Below are 17,969 nucleotides of genomic sequence, written 5' to 3'. Positions count from 1 at the left end.
TTTCCACCCCAGAATGGTTCTATTAAAACTCAGCAAATTATAAATACTTACATTAATCCGGTAATGTTTCCACCCCAGAATGGTTCTATTAAAACCAATGGTTTGGCTGGAAATGCGAAAACGATGAGCAAGTTTCCACCCCAGAATGGTTCTATTAAAACCAAACGCTGGCCCGGGACTATCCAAAGATGATGGAGGTTTCCACCCCAGAATGGTTCTATTAAAACCGGATCCCTAGGTATAGGGTCATCTTTAGTAACAGGATCCCGGTTTCCACCCCAGAATGGTTCTATTAAAACACTAAGGGAGCTTGTTCGTTAGAACTATGGTTTTTAAGTTTCCACCCCAGAATGGTTCTATTAAAACCATTTAGCAATGTTACTGGCAAGCGGTTGTTTGGAGTTTCCACCCCAGAATGGTTCTATTAAAACTTGATTTTTCCTGCCAATCTCATATTCTTACCTCCTTTGTTTCCACCCCAGAATGGTTCTATTAAAACTCCATCTGCGGGCAGGTAATTCTTTAGCGCATTGCATGTTTCCACCCCAGAATGGTTCTATTAAAACGGTGGCAGTAAAGAAACTACAACCCTGCGCGTTAAGGTTTCCACCCCAGAATGGTTCTATTAAAACAAAATAGATTGGTTCTACTCTTTTTTGTTTGCTCCCGCGTTTCCACCCCAGAATGGTTCTATTAAAACTCAAATAAGACCTCCTTTCTCATTAAATTTTGTTACCGAGTTTCCACCCCAGAATGGTTCTATTAAAACATTAACACCCTTCACAGAGCAAGATTTAACGAGGCTGTTTCCACCCCAGAATGGTTCTATTAAAACCTCTATTCAGACAGCTCATGCTTGACTACATCAAAAAGTTTCCACCCCAGAATGGTTCTATTAAAACTTAATTTCTTCAGCTAAGTCTTTGCTAATTGAAATGTGTTTCCACCCCAGAATGGTTCTATTAAAACAGGGCTGGGGTTTTATAGAATCTCGAAAAGTGCAAAAAGTTTCCACCCCAGAATGGTTCTATTAAAACGCGCTGGCTTTTTGCCAGCTTTTTACATTTTTAACGTTTCCACCCCAGAATGGTTCTATTAAAACTATTGTTGACGGGCAAAACATTCAAAGTAACGATTGGTTTCCACCCCAGAATGGTTCTATTAAAACAGGTTTCCGGTACCAAAAGGAGACTGGCCGTTTTAAGGGTTTCCACCCCAGAATGGTTCTATTAAAACCGTCGTAGTAAATCACGGACTGAATGCCGCTGATAGCGTTTCCACCCCAGAATGGTTCTATTAAAACGTTGTGGGTGAGCCGACCAGCGTGCAACTTTCCACCGTTTCCACCCCAGAATGGTTCTATTAAAACAATTTGCCATGGTCGCCAGCAGTTTTAAAACAGGCCGGTTTCCACCCCAGAATGGTTCTATTAAAACCAAGGTACAAAATACATGGCTCCCGGTTTATAAAAATCGTTTCCACCCCAGAATGGTTCTATTAAAACTTAAGGCTTCAACAACAGTTTCGTGGTTTATTTTTGAGTTTCCACCCCAGAATGGTTCTATTAAAACTTTAAAACAAAAACCGCTTACCCTCCTCTTGCCCCTGTTTCCACCCCAGAATGGTTCTATTAAAACTAAAACAGTTTTAAGGCCATAAAAAACGTTTTTAATAGTTTCCACCCCAGAATGGTTCTATTAAAACTTGTTACTGGGTCTCTTGGTATTGGCTGATCTTTTTGTATGTTTCCACCCCAGAATGGTTCTATTAAAACCCATCCTGAAAGCCTTAAAAAATAAGGCTTTCAGGGAGGTGAAAACCTTAAAATCGTCGTCGACCTCCGATAGTGCAAAAAACTCCGGGCAGCGACGACTTTTTTATTCCTTTGCCACTTTTTATTCGCTTTTATTCCGAATTTTCCTGCTCTTTTTTACAAAAAATCACTTATCGGATTTTTCTCCTTACCTAAAATTCCCCTTTCCACCCACTTGGGAGTTGAAAAAACGTAGTACAGCACTGCATCTTCCTCTTCACAAATTAATTTTTTTAGCCCATATTTTACTTTTTCAAACTGACTTTCGGTTAAGTTCCCTTCAAACACAGAATTTTGCACCCAGTTTAGGTATTTTCTTAAAAACTTACACACCTTGGCTACTCTTTTTTCCCCAATATCGTAAACGATAATAACATACATCTTACCACCACGCCCTGAATCCCCGGTAGTTTTCATCCCCAATTAAATGTTTTATCAATCGATAGGCTTCTAATTTTATTAAGCTTTGATATGATACATGTCTTTTTAAATTGCGGTGCTCTATGGTCGAGCGAAGTTTTTCTTCATACTCCTGTAAAAAAGCTTTTTTGCCCTTTTCCTTTAAAAAACAATAACCTTCTTCGATTTCAAAATCATCTTCGGTGATAATATTTCGATTTAATACGGTAAAAATCACCCGGTCTACAATTATCGGCTTAAAAATTTCACTTAAATCTAAGGCTAAAGAAAACCGACGTTGCCCCGGTTCGTGTAAATAACTGATTGTTGGGTTTAACTGGGTATGGTAAATTTGGGCAAGCACTGTAGTATAAAAAACCGTATTCCCAAACGAAATTAAAGTATTTAAGATATTATCCGGTGGTCTTTTAACTCTTTTTTCCATTTCATATCCCGTAATTAACGGAAATGCCCGATAGTAGTACTGCCGGATATTACCTTCAATTGCCATTAGTTCTTCTGGGTCTTTGGCCCTTTTTATTTCCTTTTTTAAACTTTCTATACCGCTAATTTCGCTTTCTACTCTATACCCTCGATTTTTATAGTAATTTAGATTCCTTAAAATATTATCAGAAGCCGTTTCTACTATTTCCCTGGCAATGGTCATTCGTTTTTCCAAATCAAGATAATGCTCTACCTGTTTTACAAGAAGAAAGCCGGAATTTAAATAATCTCTTGGCATAAAGCTTCCGGTATAAAAGCCATAGTAGTTAAAAAAGTGAAGAGTAATATTATTTTGAGCAAGAAAATTTACCGCTTTAGTATTTAAGTCAACCTCACCAAAAAAATATATGCTTTCAATATTTTCCACCGGTAGCGGTTTCTTGTTTTCTTCGGTTTCAAAGTAAAGTGTGTTATCTTTTCTTTTTAACCTTCCGCTGTTAAAAATATAAATCGTTCTTCCCATATTCTCCTCCTAAATAAAACTTTCCAGGATGCTTTCCGGTTCATCAATGATCAACCCCAGCTCATCATCGTAGCGACTGCTTACCACCAGGAAATCATCCTTGCGATAAATATGTCCCTGTTTTTGCAGCTTAAAAAATTGATTTAAGCTTATATTTACTAAATAGCCCATTGCCTCAAAATATTTATCCTGCTCGACTAATTCCTGATACTCCCCAAGATACCGCTCGGGCACTGCTTCTACGGAATTGAAAAGTTTATAGAACCTATCTTCATTTTCTTCAAAGACAACATAAGGATATAGGCTGTCAAGCAGTGCCTGCATGCTTTTTTCAACTTCTTTAAAAAGTTCCATTTGCTTTGGTGTAAAACCTTGATCGTAGACTTTATCAATCATCTTCTGAATCTTTGCCTCATAAAGAATATCTACTTCTTTTAATACTTCAATGCTTTTATTTACAAGGTCAGGATAGTAAATATATTGATCCTCCGGACTTCCTGTAGAAAATACATATACTTTGGAAATTCCTTTTTGACCCTTGCGATTTACCCGACCAAAACGCTGCAGGAGAGCATCCAAAGGTGCCGGCTCGGTAAATAGAACGTCATAATCTATATCGAGGGATACCTCGACTACCTGGGTGGCTACCAGTAAATCAAGGTCCGATAGTTCCCGCTCAATAGCTTCCCGGTGCCGCTGCGTAAAACGTCCATGCAGTAATTTTTTCCGGCAAGAGATATCGGCAAAGAGTTGATACACTTCCTGGGCGCGTTTTACAGTATTTAAAATCACCAGGACTTTTTTACCTTTATTTAAATACTCTTTAATCTTTTGCATAGAATTAAAGATATCGTAAGGCAAGACTTCTACCCGGTGGCGGGTAAATCGGTTTAGTTCATCGGAGGTCAATGTTACTTCCTGCGATATTGCTAACTTTTCCTGAATAAGATTTTTTAAAAAAGTGGGGATTGTTGCCGACATTACCAAGGTGCGTACATTAAAGTGGTCCTGGAGGAATTTTAAAGAAGTCAAAAGTAATGCTGTAGTCCTGGGGTCGTAAGCATGAATTTCATCAACAATTACTTTTGCTTCTAAAAGCTCTGCTAAATTCATTTCAAAGCCTTTTACTCCGAAAAAAGCTTTAATTAACTGAAACGGTGTCATAATTTTCAAAGGTTTTAATATTTTCCGGTTTAAATCTTTCAGATCGCGAATCCTCGTTAAGTCATCTTCCCCTAATTTTTTATAAAGATAATACTGAGCTTTTCCGTGCAAAAAGCCTACTTTTTCTTCCCCAAATTTTTCTTTTAATCGATCATACATGGCATTGATGCTGGCAGTATAAGGTAAGATATAAAATACCCGGTCGCCTTCCCCGGGCTTTTGGTTGGCTTCACCCCAAAATAAAGCAGCTTCGGTTTTACCGGATCCGGTTGGGGCAGTGAGCATTAAACTTCCTTTAAATTCCCGGCAAAACTTTTGGGTGGAGTAGAGGTTATGAAATTTATATACCCTTGATGGTGCGGGAAAATTTTCAATATAATCTTTTCCTGCCGACGCCAGATGGTCGGCAGCCATTAAAAACCCGCGTCCTAATATTCCACGGATTTTTTCTTTAGCCTTTATTTTTTTCTCCATGCGTATATTCTTAATCATTTTTTTTAATGTTTGAAAAAGTAGTTTATTGTCTGCCAAATTGTCTTTTAAATTAAATTCATCACCAAACATCTCCTGGAATTTCTTTTTACCTTCTTCAAGAAAAGAAATTAGTTCCTTTTCTACTGGTTTAATTTCTTTTAGACGGTCATTATAAGTTTCCTCATCGAAGTATTTTTCCTGAAGCTCTCTTAAGTCTTTATGATGGGTAACAATCCACAAATGGATATCTTCTAAATCATTGTCATTATACGGCAGAAGATTTACAAAGTGGGTAGAAAGCAGTTCATGGCGATAGCCCCAGCGCTTTCCTTTGGGTTTTAATTGTTCTTGAAACCCCGTCGCTCCTTTGCCAAAATCATGAAGAAACACCGCCCAGAAAAGCTTTTGGAAAAAAAGGGGATCCCCGGCATACGCCGGGGCATTTTGGTAAATTTCCCTAAAACTCTTAAAAATTTTAAGCGCTTTTTCGGTATGTTCTTTTAAACTTTCATCTGGCTTAGCAAAAATATTCTGGCTCATATAAAAACACCCCACAGCCCTCCGCAGGATCTAAATAAAGATTTTTTTCATCCCTTACCTGACACTCCCGGTCAATAATAATAAACTTCGCGGTTTTAAGCCTTTTTCTGGGATATCCACCATCAAAGATTACCGGCAGGGAAACAAGCGGCCCAACAGCTCCTTGGACTCCAGCCGGTACCAAGCAGCCTTTCAAGGTAGTTTTGTCTACTTTAGCAAGTTCGATTTCATCGATACCCGCTACCCAGGCTAAATCCTGGCTTCGCCCTAGAAGCAGCTGATAAACAGGTTTTTTAAAGATCGACTGCAGGTTTAGATCCGTAAGATATAAGGTAAGTTCCGGTTCATAGAGAAATTCCCGCCGCCAAACATTGGTTTTGAAAGAAAGTTTTTCGCCTATTTCATAAGCAGTTTCCAGGTCTACCGCCCGGGCTTGGTAGCTAAAATTATAACCAAAGCCAAAATCAACTCGCCGGATAACTTCCCCTGCGGCTGCAGAAATTAAACCTAATACAGTAGAAAGGGGCGGTACCGTCAGGGTGGGTTGGTAGCCACTGATAAATAGAGGGTAGCGAAAAGAGGCGGTTAATCCCTTTATTCTAATTTTTAAGGCTTTCATGCCTATCTCCCCAAATAATAATTTTCCACTTCCTCGGCAAAGCGTTCGATCATTTGTTTTACAGTTCCTACCTCGATTCTGTTAAAGCCTTTGGCCGCCATCCGGTTTTTAAACTCCGCTAAATCCACTTCATCCATAAAGCCGGTAGCTTTGCCTAAATATACATTAGAAATTATGCTTTCCTGATAATCTAAAAGCACCTCTTCTAAATAATAAAGGTTAATGATGGGCTTACCGTCTTTTTCTCCGGACAAGTTCATTAAAAGGTGGTTGCCGCCGTCTAAGATAAGGAGAGCTACAAATTTCGGTGATACATCGGTTAAATGCAGAGTTTGTTTGGCTCCCCCGAAAAGATAGGCTAAAGCTAATAAAGCTTCTTTCGCCCGTTTAGCCCGCTCTTCGGCTGCCAACACCGCTTCCCCGTCAATGACCGTAGCGTTGTATTCATTGGCCTTCTCCAAAAGTTCGGGGCTAATATTTTTAAAGCCGGTTTTATTTACCGTGGTAAAGCGACCAACGCTATCTAAATCTAAGGCAAAAATACCTTTTAAAACCGTGGAATAGAACTGATGCTCATAGGGAACAGGATCACCTTCGTGCCGGGCCATTACCCCGAAATCATCTACCGGCTTAAAGGGCACTACCGATACCAACGGGGAACATTTTAGAGGTGATAACCGGGTGAATGTATCCTTTTTCTCAGCCCGCATGTAACCAAAAACATCATCGTCATAATACTTAAAGGGATTGTTTTCGGTAAAAGCCGTTTTTGATTCACGGGCAATCGGGGACATTGGCCAGTTAAATTTGTCTGCTAAAACATCCCGCCACCAGTAGCGCCAAGCTTGGGCCGATACATAGGGATAAATATCCCGGCCTTTTCGAATGGTTTTAACCGCTATGGTGTTTTCCGTTCTTGCTCCTACATCGCTCCCGGCATTGTTTAAGGCCGAATGAGGAGCATCAATTAAAACAAATCCAAGGCAGTGCTTTCTCATACTTTTTCCTCCTCCTCAGTAAATTCTAAAGGTTTATCGGTAAGCCATCCCGATAAAGTTTCGTAGATTCTAAAAAGCAGTAGATCCCGGGTTTCTTTCCAGTTTTGCGGCCCTTCGGGAAAAAGGTCTTCCATATATTCATCTAAGGTGAATAAAGGCGTTGAAACCTCTTTCTCAAAGCGTTTCCTGTAAATTATCCTTAATTGATTGCGAAATTCATCGTAACTATTGGCTTTTTCTAAAAGGAAAAGTCTTCTTGTATCATCGGTTTCTTTGATATACCTTGCAAGCTCGTCCCCCACGCGCTTAATGGTTTCAATGCGTTTTTCCATATAACCTCTCACCTCCTTTAAATATAGAGATAGAAATTCAAAATTGCCGGTGATAGTGCGAGTCTGAGGATTGACAAAGTAGGAAACAATGCTTTCCTCGTTTAAAAGTTTGTTAAGGACTTCGTTGTTTAAATTTTTCTTTTCCTCTTCGGTAGCATTTTCAGCTCTCTTGCCGGTATAGCCTTTGGCTTTTAATTCCTGCCATTCCCGCCAGAATCCTTTTCTTTTGGCTCGAACGATAAAATAGAAAACCTTGGCAGGAAGGTCGTAGATGGAAAGGTCGGGAGATTGGTTGTAATTGGTAAAATTATAAATTCTAACGGCTATCGGTTCGTCAAATAGGTCTGTAAGATCCCGCACAATCTCTTCGGCGAGAAAAAATACAGCATTTATGGGATTTTTATATCCTTTATCATATATTCCTGTTAAGTCCCCTAGGGCAATTTGGCGTTTTACTTCATTAATACATTGGCGCACATAGATATAATTTAACTCCTCACTGGCGGAATGCACCAGCATAAACCGCCCTCCGCAGGAAAAAAGAACCAGGGGCATAAACTGAACAAGCATAGCACATAAGGCACAGTAGTTTTCTCCGGCCTCCGCCGCTGGAAAATAATTCCTTAAATCCCTGGTGCCGGTAAGAGGTACATCCGTTTTGGTAAATTTTTTATAGGGTTCACGAACACCACAGCCCGCACAGCCATAGCCGGTATTGAGAGGTTTAATATTCTGTTTTAAATCGGCCATAAATTCCAAATACTTATTTTCTTTTTCTTTAACCGATGGATTAGTAAAAGGATTGTTGGGAAAAACCGAATATAGATTTTTTCGCCAGCGTTCGCTGTTATAGAGTTTTGATGTGATTTCGGTAATTTCATCTAAGTCGTTGAGGTTAAGGTCTTCAAGCGATTTTTTGCCATTCCATACTAAGAGAGCCAATAAACCTGCATCCACAAAAGGATTGCCGGTAAAGGTAAAATAGCCCACACTCTCCCCTCCTTTCAGGCGTAACAAAATTCAAAATAAGCACATTTTTTGCAAAGACTTAATTTTCTGATTTTTTCCGGTGGAAACATTTCCTTTTTTAACTTAATAATTTCGGCAATTATTTGGAACAACTTTTTTTCCACTTCTTCGGTTAAAATCACTTCCTTTCGCTTCTTTTCTTTGGGAAATAACAGGATGCCTTTAACTGCGGAAAATCCTTTTCGTTTTAAATAATAAAGGTAGTAGTACAGCTGCCATAAATGAGCTTCTTCCATTTTTGATGATAATTTTACCTCACAAACCGCCCCATCTTCTATAAGATCAATTTTTACAGAACCTATTTCCAATTCTTTCTTAAAACGCCGATAGGACTCTTCGTGAATGAATCGACCAAGCTCTACCCGGTCATGGGCCCTTTCCTGACGGATATAGCGAGCATATAGCCAGAGTTTTCGTGGACAAACTGTATAGTAATTTACCTCAAGTCCTCCAAGTTCAATATCATTTATATCATCCAACATATTTTTCACCTTTTAAAAAGATTGTTTTTTCAGCCATTTTTATATACCCAGGAAAAATATTAAAATTAGTCGACCAAAAAAATTTTTCCAAAATATTTTACTCTTTTTGTAAAAGCGCTAAGAAATACTGACGGAAAATATAGCGAAGCATTACCTCGCTAATAAAATAGTACCTTTTTTCCCCAGAAATTACGGTCCTCGAGTCTTTTGGATTTTTAAAAATTTTAAAAGGTATTTTTTGTTTAAAAGAACCTTTGGTAAATTTATTAGTTCTCATTTTTGCTTTAATAATCACCCACCTCTTGGTTATATTAAGAACAAAAAAATAAAATAAGAAACCTACTTAACTAAATATTTACAATAGAAATAAAAATTTGTCAATACCGAAAAAACCCAATTTTGGTTCAATTAAAAAATTACAAGGGTAAATAATCACCCTCCTCTATTTCCATCCCATAATGGTTCTATTAAACTACACTTTTAATTTAATCAGATTTATATGGCTACTGTCAAGAATTCCATGGATTTCTACTTTATCTTCAGTGACCACGTAAAGCTTCAAATAATTTTTTACCGGTAATACTCTATATTCAGCTTCAAGTGATTTAATCGGCTGATATACCAGCATCTACCCTATCAGCAAGTCCTGAATCTTAAATCAGAAAATACTTCATCATGCGAAAACCGCTTATTAGTTGTCTTTTCTTCCAACTCTGCTTCCTTAAGTTTAAAATAGATTTCACTTTCAAATAGTTTGCGTTCATAAACTTCCATGCTCAATACAGAGTAATAGGATTTACGATTATTTAATGCAATCAAATCATGGGTTTTCATTCAAAAGCAACATCCCAATTATCCATAAATTTTAATACCTTCCCGGACAATTTTATACTCTAAGGTTGACTTAATTTGCGAACGCTTTAAAAATTCCTCATTACTATAAATTAAAAGGTCAACCGGAACTTTAACTGTTGGGGCCATTAATTTTCTAACTTTTTTTAAATAATCCCTTTTATTATTGAATCCTTAGTAATGATACAAACATCAACGTCACTTTCCGAATTAGGTGTACCATAGGCATGTGACCCAAAGATATAAACCCTTTCTACATCGGCAACTGACCTTGCAGCTTCAATAATTTTTTTATTTCACCACTTATTTCTATAACCATTTATTATCACCACTTCATTATCTTTCTTTAATACTATTATATCTTTAGTGTAAATTTTTTACAATATATTATCTCATGTCTTCTAACAGCCTATGTAATCAAAAATCTCCTCCAAATCAGAATAAGCTGCAGAAAGTCATCAATAACCTGTGCATTGCTTGTCTAACGGAAACTGCAGCCAAACTGGAACAGCTTATAGATAACCACTTCTAAATTCTTAACTCGGCCAGTTCCTCAAGAAAAGCTGGTCTTCTGCTGTACTTAGCCTTTAGACGTTCCATTAAATTCTTAGCTTGTTCAGTTCCCCCTATTTGGACTAGTTGCCTTAATAAAGACACTATTTCCCTGTATGCTCTTCGGTTGCTGGCTTTTGCTGCCGTTTCTATGATATACTGGCTAAAGAGTTCATAAACCTCAAACCGATAGTCCGGGATAAGGTGTTTATAATATTTAGTTAAATATTCCGGTGCTTTTTTTAAAAACTCCAAAAGTTTTTTCTTTTCTCCTTCTTCAATTAAGATTTGCGGATAAAGGTTCCAAAGACGTTTTGTTTTCTCAATTTCTTCTAAAATATTAGGATAAATTTCCTTCCATTCGTCCTTGGAATAAGTCTTTTTTAATTCCTTATAATGTTCAAAACTTCCATCATAAACTTTAATTAAAGCAACTTTGCGCAACTTTTCCACTTGTCCGGTCAACTTATATACTTGATACCGATATTTAGAATAAAATCTGTTGTATAGTAGACAATCGGTAAAAGAAATACGAAATCCAAAGTTTCACCAGCGTAAAGATCTATCCATATATTGGCGTCGGTAACCAAAATAATGTTAAAGGACATCTATTCTTTTATTCCTCCAACCGAGAAGCCTGAAAGGGCCAATAATTCATGTGCTTTAGTATCCGAAATTAGCTCTTCTGCCAGTGCCCGATGGATTAAACGTTCAAACCTACTGGGTATTTCCGAGGGTATACTAACCGGTTCTTGTAAATGATATCCTTTTTTGCGGAAAATAGCGTAAAGTTGTTGGGCTTTTGTTTCAGAGATTATGCCTAAATCCCTTGCCCGATATATCCACGCTTGCATACTTAAGCGATATTTTTTCTTTAAAATACTAAGTTCTTCAAGACTGAGGAATCGCCGTTTATCACCAAGCTCCGCCCTTACTGATGAGGCAGGGGCAAGGAAAGCTCCTGCAAATCGATTAGCTAATTTCTCTGTTTCAGAAGAATCGGACCAAAGGCCCATTACTAAATAGCCTAATTCATGGGCTATACTAAATCGCTGTCGATCACCAGGAACTGACTTCGCTACGGCAATGACCGGTGTGCCATCCTCCATGCAAAAAGCTACTGCATCAAATCCTTTCGCTCCATCTACAAGGCCTACTTTTACTCCCTTGTCTTCTAAAGTTTCTACAAGATTCTCTATTGGATCAAAACCTAAATTCCAAATTTGTCGTAATTTTTCCGCTGCTTGTTCTGCTTCTTCCGGCGTTTGCGCCGGAATCTCCGGTAGTTTATGATGAAATTTTTCTTGAGGAAATAGCTCCTCTAATTCTAGATACCTTTCCAGCCATTCCTCAATCTGAAACAAAATCATCCTCTCATTTTTGATGGCAAAACGTTTTTGACTCCGATAAGCTGGTTGGAGTTTTCCTACTTGGATAGGGCGAAAGAAATATTCCCAGGGAACTTCTAAAGCATTAGAAAGTTTGAGTAAAACATCGGAACTTGGTATATCTTGATTATTTTCGTATTTATGAATCGCTTGGTGGCTTAACCCAACAAGGTTGGCTAAAGTTCGCAAGCTGAAACCTTTAGCTTGACGGGCACGCTTTATTCGCTCGCCAATAACCAATTTAGTTTCTTGTTTTTTCATTTTAATCTCACTCCTTGTGGTTTACATTTTAACACAAATAGTTGGTTTTTGTAAACTTGCTTAACAACTTTTATGATTGTTTTCTTTAAGACTATCAAAGGGTAACGGCAAAAAATTCGAAAGTTTAGCTCACAAAACATAAAACCCCTGGTCTTCAAGGTTGACCTAGGGGTTTTTTATACGGATACCATTGCAAATTCAGGATATTGACTCCATATTTTCCCGTCCAACAACCTGCCGTTTTTTCTCTTGCGCGTTCCGCCCCATTGTTTAAAAAAGAATGGTACATTTTGTTTTTGACATTGTTTCAAAATATCTCTAACCCAGTCAGCTTCAATTGGTCTGGCCCCGGGTCCTGATTCTCCTCCCACAATTACCCAATGAATCCCGGATAAATTTAATTCATATAAGGGTTCTAGTAAGGGTTCACAGGACAAAAATCGTATCTTTGCAGGAATTTCTTGTAATATTTTTATTCGGTCTTTGGCTTTAAAATTTTCCACCGTTACCCCAAACCAAATATTTTCCGTCCATTTAAGCCTATCTGCAATTTTTAAAGCTCTTTCCGGCCTCTTCGTTAAAACTTGAAATGTATGATGAGTTGCAAGATTCATCACGTTAAACACTCGGATGATAAATTCTTCAGGCACTTTTTCGTGAAACAAATCCGACATTGAATTTACAAAAATCATCCGCGGCTTTTTCCATTTAAAGGGATAATCTAAAACATCTTCATGCACCGTAACTTTAAATCCATTTTTATATCTTGGAATCCCTATAATCTTGAGCCTATTAGCTAATCGCTCGGCATAACAGTTTTGGCAACCAGCCGAAATTTTAGTGCAACCAGTTACAGGATTCCATGATGCTTCAGTCCATTCAATCGAACTATTTAATGCCATCTTCTCACGACCTTTTTCTTTTATCTTACTTCATTTATTTTTTTGAAACAAGTGTTCGCTCTTTCATTTTTCGCTATTTAATATATATTCAGCAATCTTTAATGCTAATTTCTTTCCGTTTGGATTACCAGCAGCAAAGCAAAATAAAAATATCGGAACATTTTTCGAGTTTTTAAGTTCAAGGGGATTTTCTGCGACACCTGCAAATATCCCTTTCAATCTTTTTATTAGAAATTTTTTTATAGCAGTAAAATCAGTATTTTTTTTCATACTTTCAATATTCCCAAATAAAGTATAGTAATCTATCGGTGAATAGAATTCCTTGAACCATTCATCAGTACCAAAAACATTATTTAGCCTACTTCTCAAAGAATCACTGATTTGTCCATCACGTCTTAAAAGACGATTTACAGCACTTGCTAAAGGAAATAAATACCATAAATCTATTCCCCGCGTTCTGGCTATCGCCTCAATAGTCTCCCATCTCACTTGTAACCCGTAAGGATCAAGAAAAAGGACAGCCCGACATTTTCTCCAGTCAATAACTTTTAACAATTTTAAAAGTGTCTCGTTTGCCTCTCCTTGAATAACCTCAATTTTATCCGTTTTTTCCGGAAAATCATTTTTTAATTTCAATAAATCTTCATAATGGTCTTGGTTTTTTTCAATAAATATATATTTATGAAATGAAGGCTCAAGCTGTAATGCAATTCGAGCCGAACCTTCAAAAAATTTCTTTTCAATTTCCGAAAGCTCCGGGAATAACATTAATTGCTCGGATTCATTTTCACTTTCATCAACACTCATACGATACCTCGTTCCTGCAAAAGCATCTATGTAATAGAGTTGAAATCCTGTATTTTTTAGAGCTTTCGTATAAGCCCCTAAATATTTTTTTAAAACTGTTAATTTCTTTTCTGTCCAATCTCCTCCAAAAGAGTGATGAATTTCATTCATAAAATATTACCTCTTTCTCTTTTATCATGGTGTTTAAGCGCCATCAAACTTTATAATACTGGGCATTATCCAATTTGTGATACTTTAAAATTAAAAATTGCTTGTGCTACCCTGTTAATTTCATTAACGGTAATATCCCATTTCAGTAAATCTCCGAGTTGAATCGCAATTAGTTTATAACTCATAATCAACGCCTCAGACACTTGAGATCCCTCCCCTCATTTCCTACTAATTAAGCCTTTTTTTATTGACACCTAAATTTTTATAATTTTTTTACAATTTATTCTACATTATTTTTCCGATTCCTTGTTTTGCTTTGCCAAATTTTGTCGATAAAATTTTACATAATTCGACTTTTTTATCTAAAAAATGGCCTATCTTTTAAGAACTTGAGCTGGTATTACTACCAAAAAATAAACTTTCTTAATTTAAGCCCAAGATTTATTTTATCTTAGTTAACCGCGTAGATTTAAAAAAAATTAAACCCATAACTACTGATCCGACAATGTCTTGACACGTGTATATATACGTATTATAATTTACTCAGGAACAACTTATAAGAAAATAAATCTTATAGCGCTGTTGATATATAAATTTCCAGGGAGAAGTTAAATGAAGGCATATTCATCAAGGGAAATAATAGAAATACTTAAAAATGATGGTTGGTTTCTCTATGAAGTTCGGGGAGCACCATCAATTTAAGCATCCTGTAAAGAAAGGAAAAGTTACGGTGCCTCATCCCAAGAAAAATATACCAATAAAAACAGTAAAAAGCATACTAAAACAAGCAGGTATCGAAATTGAATAGTTCACTAATATCCCCTTTCAAAAATCTTAACGGAGGTTGTTATTTATGTATAAAGACTTATATGTGTTTCCTGCCATCTTTGACTATGCCGAAGATGGTATTTCCGTTGAATTCCCTGACCTTCCCGGATGTTTAACCTGTGGTGATAATACGGAAGAAGCTTTAAAAAATGCTAAAGAAGCTCTTGAACTTCATCTGTATGGTATGGAAAAAGACAATGAGCCAATTCCTGAACCAACACCTATAGACAAAATTAAGATTGAATCCAATCAAGTTCTCGTATTGGTAGAAGCCTGGATGCCATTAGTTCGCAGTAAAATGGATAATAAGGCAATTAAAAAAACATTAACTATACCAAAGTGGTTAAACGACCTAGCTGAAAAAAAGAAAATTAATTTTTCTCGTGTTCTCCAGCAGGCCTTGAAGGAACAATTAGGTATAAAAGAACGGGAAATATAACTGTAATTTTAATTTAACTATCTCATGCCAGGCAGTTAGGCCTATGCAAAGGAAATTTTCTATAAAATTAGCAAATGGTAACGGCAATAAATTCGAAAAGTTTAGCGCAAAAACATTAAACCACTTGGTTTTAAAAAAACCAAGTGGCCAACTTGTAGACAAAAGCCATTTTTAAGCTGCAGTGTTTGAAATTTGTGTTTTGTTAAAGGCAAAAATCAACGAAAAAATAAGCATTTGTTAAGGTTGACAGCATACAGAAGACTGTAGAAAAGTTACTTTGTCAACAGTCTGACCACTTGGTTTTAAAAAAACCAAGTTGCTTTTTACACGGATACCATTGATAGCTCAGGATATTGACTCCATAATTTCCCATCCAACAACCCGCCGTTTTTCTGCGTTCCGTATAAAATTATGCCAATGGCCGGGCAGTACAAAAACTCCCTGGCCAAAGATAGTGAGCAAAATTAGCGGCCATTTAATTTGAGCTAAATGTGGTCAATTAGCGTAAGTAGTAACATTTTAATTTAAGTGACATTTCTAGCTATTTTAAAATCTTTTCAATATTCATTTTTGCATAAAGGATTCTGTGGATTTCTACTTCATCTTCAGCAACCACGTAGAACACCAAATAATTTTTTACCGGTAATACTCTATATTCTGCTTCTAGTGATTTAATCGGCTTATATACCCTGCCTGAATAGGGAAATTGGGCAAGCTTTGATATAGAATTGTCAAGAGCATTAACTAAATCCATTGCTGCTTTTGGTGCTTTAAGGGTATCTGCAATATAGTCGATAATATTTATTAAATCTTTTTGCGCTGAAGGCAAATATTTCAATTTATACATCATCAGCATCTACCTTATCAGCAAGTCTTGACCTTAAATCAGAAAATACTTCATCATGCGAAAACCGCTTATTAGTCGTCTTTGCTTCCAACTCTGCTTCCTTAAGTTTGAAATAGATTTCACTTTCAAATAGTTTGCGTTCATAAGCTTCCATGCTCATTACAACCATATCACCGTAACCATTTTTGGTCAAAAACACCGGTTCTCCTGTTTCATGGACAATCCTTGATATCTCGGCAAAATTATTTCTTAAATCCGAAACCGGTCTAATGTGTGGCATATAACCACCCCTTTCTTGATTTATCATAATTTTATCGTAATTATGATATTTAATCAAGAACGATGCTTCAAACTTTGTGATTATCTTGTGAAAATTTCACAAGTCATGGGTTTTCAATATCTGTCCCCCGTTTAAAGCAATAAATCCTTTTAAATATTTTTCTGCACTCTGCTGGCAATGATAACAAATAATATTACTTGGTTTAGGGTTCATATTCATTAAGTATTTTGCTACATTTAAATCACTATCTGCAAAATTAAACCATTCAAAAGCAACATCCCAATTATCCATAAATTTTAATACCTTCCCGGACAATTTTATACTCTAAGGTTGACTTAATTTGCGAACGCTTTAAAAATTCCTCATTACTATAAATTAAAAGGTCAACCGGAACTTTAACTGTTGGGGCCATACACTTAATACGCAAATACAAGTTTTAAATCAACGATAAGATCGTCAAAAATGGATACTCTGATTACATCATCATCAGTATATATCTCTGGTCTGCCATACCTTTTGTTTGCTTGCAAAGTAAATACACTTATGATTTTGCTGTCAGGCTCTACTATCCAATATTCTTTTACACCAAATTTTTCATATAAATTAAATTTTTTATCTTTTCTTGCGGTAGATGGAGATACAATCTCTACAATTAAATCAGGAGCTCCTTTGCATCCCTCAGCATCAAGTTTTGCTTCATCACATACCACCACTATATCAGGCTCAACAACAGTTTTTATATCTTCATCATTTTTTTCATTACTGGAAGGAAGCCTAACACCAAAAGGTGCATGATAGACCTTGCACGGCTTATCTTTAAGATAATTGTAAAACTGATTAAAGATCGCTCCCGAAATTTCCTGGTGAATTCTTGACGGCGGTGCCAGCAAATAAACCTGTCCATCAATTAATTCAATTCTTTCCTCTTCCGGCCAGGTCAAATAATCAACATACGTATATATTTTATCTTTTTTGGGTAATGGCATATTGCCGCCTCCTGTTCCAAGCTTTTACCCCACCAGCATCAGTATATCCTGTGATACTATTATATAGTTGATGTTAATTTTTTACAATATGTACATTTTGCTTTGCCACAGTCGCACAAAAAAACCCAGCTTTACAGCCGGGGCGCTTCCTATCCCTTAATTTTGCGGCCAGTTTTCACTAAAATCATTAAAACCGATTTCTCATTGCTTTTATCTGTTTTATTTTTTCTTTTTGCAAATTCTTTTTAAAAACTTAACCATCCCGGTAAATCCTTCTATAGTTGCTTTTATCCTTTCAAAAACAATTACGAGAACTACTGCGAAAAATAATACTTTGGTTATATAAAATGAAATTGGATCCATCCAGATCACCTTTGACAGAGGTAAAATTTCCATCCCATACTATTTCAATTAACCGCCATCCTCAAAGGTTAGGGACTTTAAAAGAATAGTAGACCTCCCGTGGTGCAAAAACCCTGGACAGCACCAACCTTTATTGTTACCGCTCACACTAATTGACCGCATTTAGCTCAAATTAAGTGGCCGCAAATATTGCTCACTTTATTTGGCCAGGCAGTTTTTTATACTGCCTGGCCATTGGCATAATTTTATACAGAAAATTCATTTTCAATTACTACCTTGACCATACGGTCATCAATAAGCCGTTTCTGTTCGGCTGCAGCTGCCATTAGACAAGCAATGCACAGGTTATTGATTTTCCGGGCAATGCCACCAGCATACTCATAGACCATATCCAAGGCATCATCGGTAAAAATTGCTGAACTTGCCCCGGCTGTCCTGAGATGGTGGGCCACATAGCCTTTTGCTTCCTCCCGTTCCATGGGCGGAAGGTGGTAGCG

The 17,969-nt window shown here is 36.9% G+C and carries 19 protein-coding genes, 1 pseudogene and 1 CRISPR repeat array; of the genes and pseudogenes, 2 read left to right on the top strand and 18 right to left on the bottom strand.

The annotated features are described in order from the left end of the window. Nucleotides 1–65: 65 nt before the first annotated feature. Nucleotides 66–1,774: a CRISPR direct-repeat array (repeat unit 30 nt; unit sequence GTTTCCACCCCAGAATGGTTCTATTAAAAC). A 156-nt stretch (nt 1,775–1,930) separates the two neighbouring features. The 13 genes from cas2 to CARFE_RS16230 form a co-directional block, all read right to left on the bottom strand. Next, complete coding sequence (gene cas2 / locus CARFE_RS0112470) at nt 1,931–2,194, bottom strand: CRISPR-associated endonuclease Cas2 (RefSeq protein WP_028052971.1); 264 nt, start codon at nt 2,192–2,194, stop codon at nt 1,931–1,933. A gap of 1 nt (nt 2,195) precedes the next feature. Next, nucleotides 2,196–3,179 carry a type I-B CRISPR-associated endonuclease Cas1b gene (gene cas1b / locus CARFE_RS0112465; protein ID WP_028052970.1) on the bottom strand — a complete coding sequence of 328 codons (984 nt, stop codon included), beginning with the start codon at nt 3,177–3,179 and terminating at the stop codon, nt 2,196–2,198. 9 nt (nt 3,180–3,188) lie between these two features. Next, a complete protein-coding gene (locus CARFE_RS0112460; protein WP_028052969.1) occupies nt 3,189–5,357 on the bottom strand; it encodes a CRISPR-associated helicase/endonuclease Cas3 in 2,169 nt (722 codons plus the stop codon). Then, nucleotides 5,335–5,976 carry a type I-B CRISPR-associated protein Cas5b gene (gene cas5b, locus CARFE_RS0112455; RefSeq protein ID WP_028052968.1) on the bottom strand — a complete coding sequence of 214 codons (642 nt, stop codon included), beginning with the start codon at nt 5,974–5,976 and terminating at the stop codon, nt 5,335–5,337. Before cas5b ends, CARFE_RS0112460 begins: the two co-directional genes overlap by 23 nt. 2 nt (nt 5,977–5,978) lie before the next feature. Beyond that, on the bottom strand, nt 5,979–6,974 hold the full coding sequence (gene cas7i, locus CARFE_RS0112450) for a type I-B CRISPR-associated protein Cas7/Cst2/DevR (RefSeq protein WP_028052967.1): 996 nt from the start codon (nt 6,972–6,974) through the stop codon (nt 5,979–5,981). Then, nucleotides 6,971–8,296 (bottom strand): type I-B CRISPR-associated protein Cas8b1/Cst1, encoded by a 1,326-nt coding sequence (cas8a1, locus tag CARFE_RS0112445; protein WP_034542143.1) that lies wholly within the window; start codon nt 8,294–8,296, stop codon nt 6,971–6,973. The genes cas7i and cas8a1 overlap by 4 nt, the downstream gene beginning before the upstream one ends. 14 nt (nt 8,297–8,310) lie before the next feature. Continuing rightward, the gene (gene cas4, locus CARFE_RS0112440) at nt 8,311–8,817 is read right to left on the bottom strand and encodes a CRISPR-associated protein Cas4 (RefSeq protein WP_028052965.1); all 507 of its coding nucleotides are present in this window, start codon (nt 8,815–8,817) and stop codon (nt 8,311–8,313) included. A gap of 998 nt (nt 8,818–9,815) precedes the next feature. Next, nucleotides 9,816–9,953, bottom strand: a complete 138-nt coding sequence (locus CARFE_RS16880) for a nucleotidyltransferase domain-containing protein (protein ID WP_407636714.1) — start codon at nt 9,951–9,953, stop codon at nt 9,816–9,818. 244 nt (nt 9,954–10,197) lie between these two features. Next, a complete protein-coding gene (locus CARFE_RS0112410) occupies nt 10,198–10,665 on the bottom strand; it encodes a hypothetical protein (protein WP_028052963.1) in 468 nt (155 codons plus the stop codon). A gap of 164 nt (nt 10,666–10,829) precedes the next feature. After that, the gene (locus CARFE_RS15195) at nt 10,830–11,870 is read right to left on the bottom strand and encodes an XRE family transcriptional regulator (protein ID WP_034542142.1); all 1,041 of its coding nucleotides are present in this window, start codon (nt 11,868–11,870) and stop codon (nt 10,830–10,832) included. Between the two features lie 176 nt (nt 11,871–12,046). Then, entirely contained in the window at nt 12,047–12,772 is a 726-nt protein-coding gene (locus CARFE_RS0112395) for a DUF5131 family protein (protein WP_028052962.1), read from the bottom strand. 63 nt (nt 12,773–12,835) lie between these two features. Beyond that, nucleotides 12,836–13,729, bottom strand: coding sequence for a three-Cys-motif partner protein TcmP (locus tag CARFE_RS0112390; RefSeq protein ID WP_028052961.1), 894 nt, complete (start codon nt 13,727–13,729; stop codon nt 12,836–12,838). 65 nt (nt 13,730–13,794) lie between these two features. After that, the gene (locus CARFE_RS16230; RefSeq protein ID WP_154652772.1) at nt 13,795–13,932 is read right to left on the bottom strand and encodes a hypothetical protein; all 138 of its coding nucleotides are present in this window, start codon (nt 13,930–13,932) and stop codon (nt 13,795–13,797) included. Between the two features lie 452 nt (nt 13,933–14,384). Here CARFE_RS16230 and CARFE_RS15190 point away from each other — a divergent pair, with 452 nt between their 5' ends. Together CARFE_RS15190 and CARFE_RS0112375 are read left to right on the top strand one after the other, a co-directional pair. Continuing rightward, nucleotides 14,385–14,537: a type II toxin-antitoxin system HicA family toxin gene (locus tag CARFE_RS15190; RefSeq protein WP_322785338.1), complete on the top strand. Its 153-nt coding sequence runs from the start codon at nt 14,385–14,387 to the stop codon at nt 14,535–14,537. 45 nt (nt 14,538–14,582) lie between these two features. Then, entirely contained in the window at nt 14,583–14,996 is a 414-nt protein-coding gene (locus tag CARFE_RS0112375) for a type II toxin-antitoxin system HicB family antitoxin (protein ID WP_028052960.1), read from the top strand. Nucleotides 14,997–15,537: 541 nt separating this feature from the next. Here CARFE_RS0112375 and CARFE_RS0112365 read toward each other — a convergent pair. The 5 genes and pseudogenes from CARFE_RS0112365 to CARFE_RS16345 all read right to left on the bottom strand — a co-directional run. After that, entirely contained in the window at nt 15,538–15,846 is a 309-nt protein-coding gene (locus tag CARFE_RS0112365) for a type II toxin-antitoxin system RelE/ParE family toxin (protein WP_210432963.1), read from the bottom strand. After that, nucleotides 15,836–16,123 carry a type II toxin-antitoxin system Phd/YefM family antitoxin gene (locus CARFE_RS0112360; RefSeq protein ID WP_028052974.1) on the bottom strand — a complete coding sequence of 96 codons (288 nt, stop codon included), beginning with the start codon at nt 16,121–16,123 and terminating at the stop codon, nt 15,836–15,838. The genes CARFE_RS0112365 and CARFE_RS0112360 overlap by 11 nt, the downstream gene beginning before the upstream one ends. Nucleotides 16,124–16,219: 96 nt before the next feature. Beyond that, entirely contained in the window at nt 16,220–16,414 is a 195-nt protein-coding gene (locus tag CARFE_RS15185) for a HEPN domain-containing protein (RefSeq protein ID WP_034542144.1), read from the bottom strand. 125 nt (nt 16,415–16,539) lie between these two features. Continuing rightward, complete coding sequence (locus CARFE_RS0112345; protein WP_028052958.1) at nt 16,540–17,109, bottom strand: Uma2 family endonuclease; 570 nt, start codon at nt 17,107–17,109, stop codon at nt 16,540–16,542. 608 nt (nt 17,110–17,717) lie between these two features. Continuing rightward, nucleotides 17,718–17,969, bottom strand: a pseudogene (locus CARFE_RS16345) (AAA family ATPase); the annotation flags it as partial.

The organism is Carboxydothermus ferrireducens DSM 11255 (assembly GCF_000427565.1).
GTDB lineage: Bacteria > Bacillota > Z-2901 > Carboxydothermales > Carboxydothermaceae > Carboxydothermus > Carboxydothermus hydrogenoformans.
This window is presented reverse-complemented; position numbering and strand designations above follow the sequence as displayed.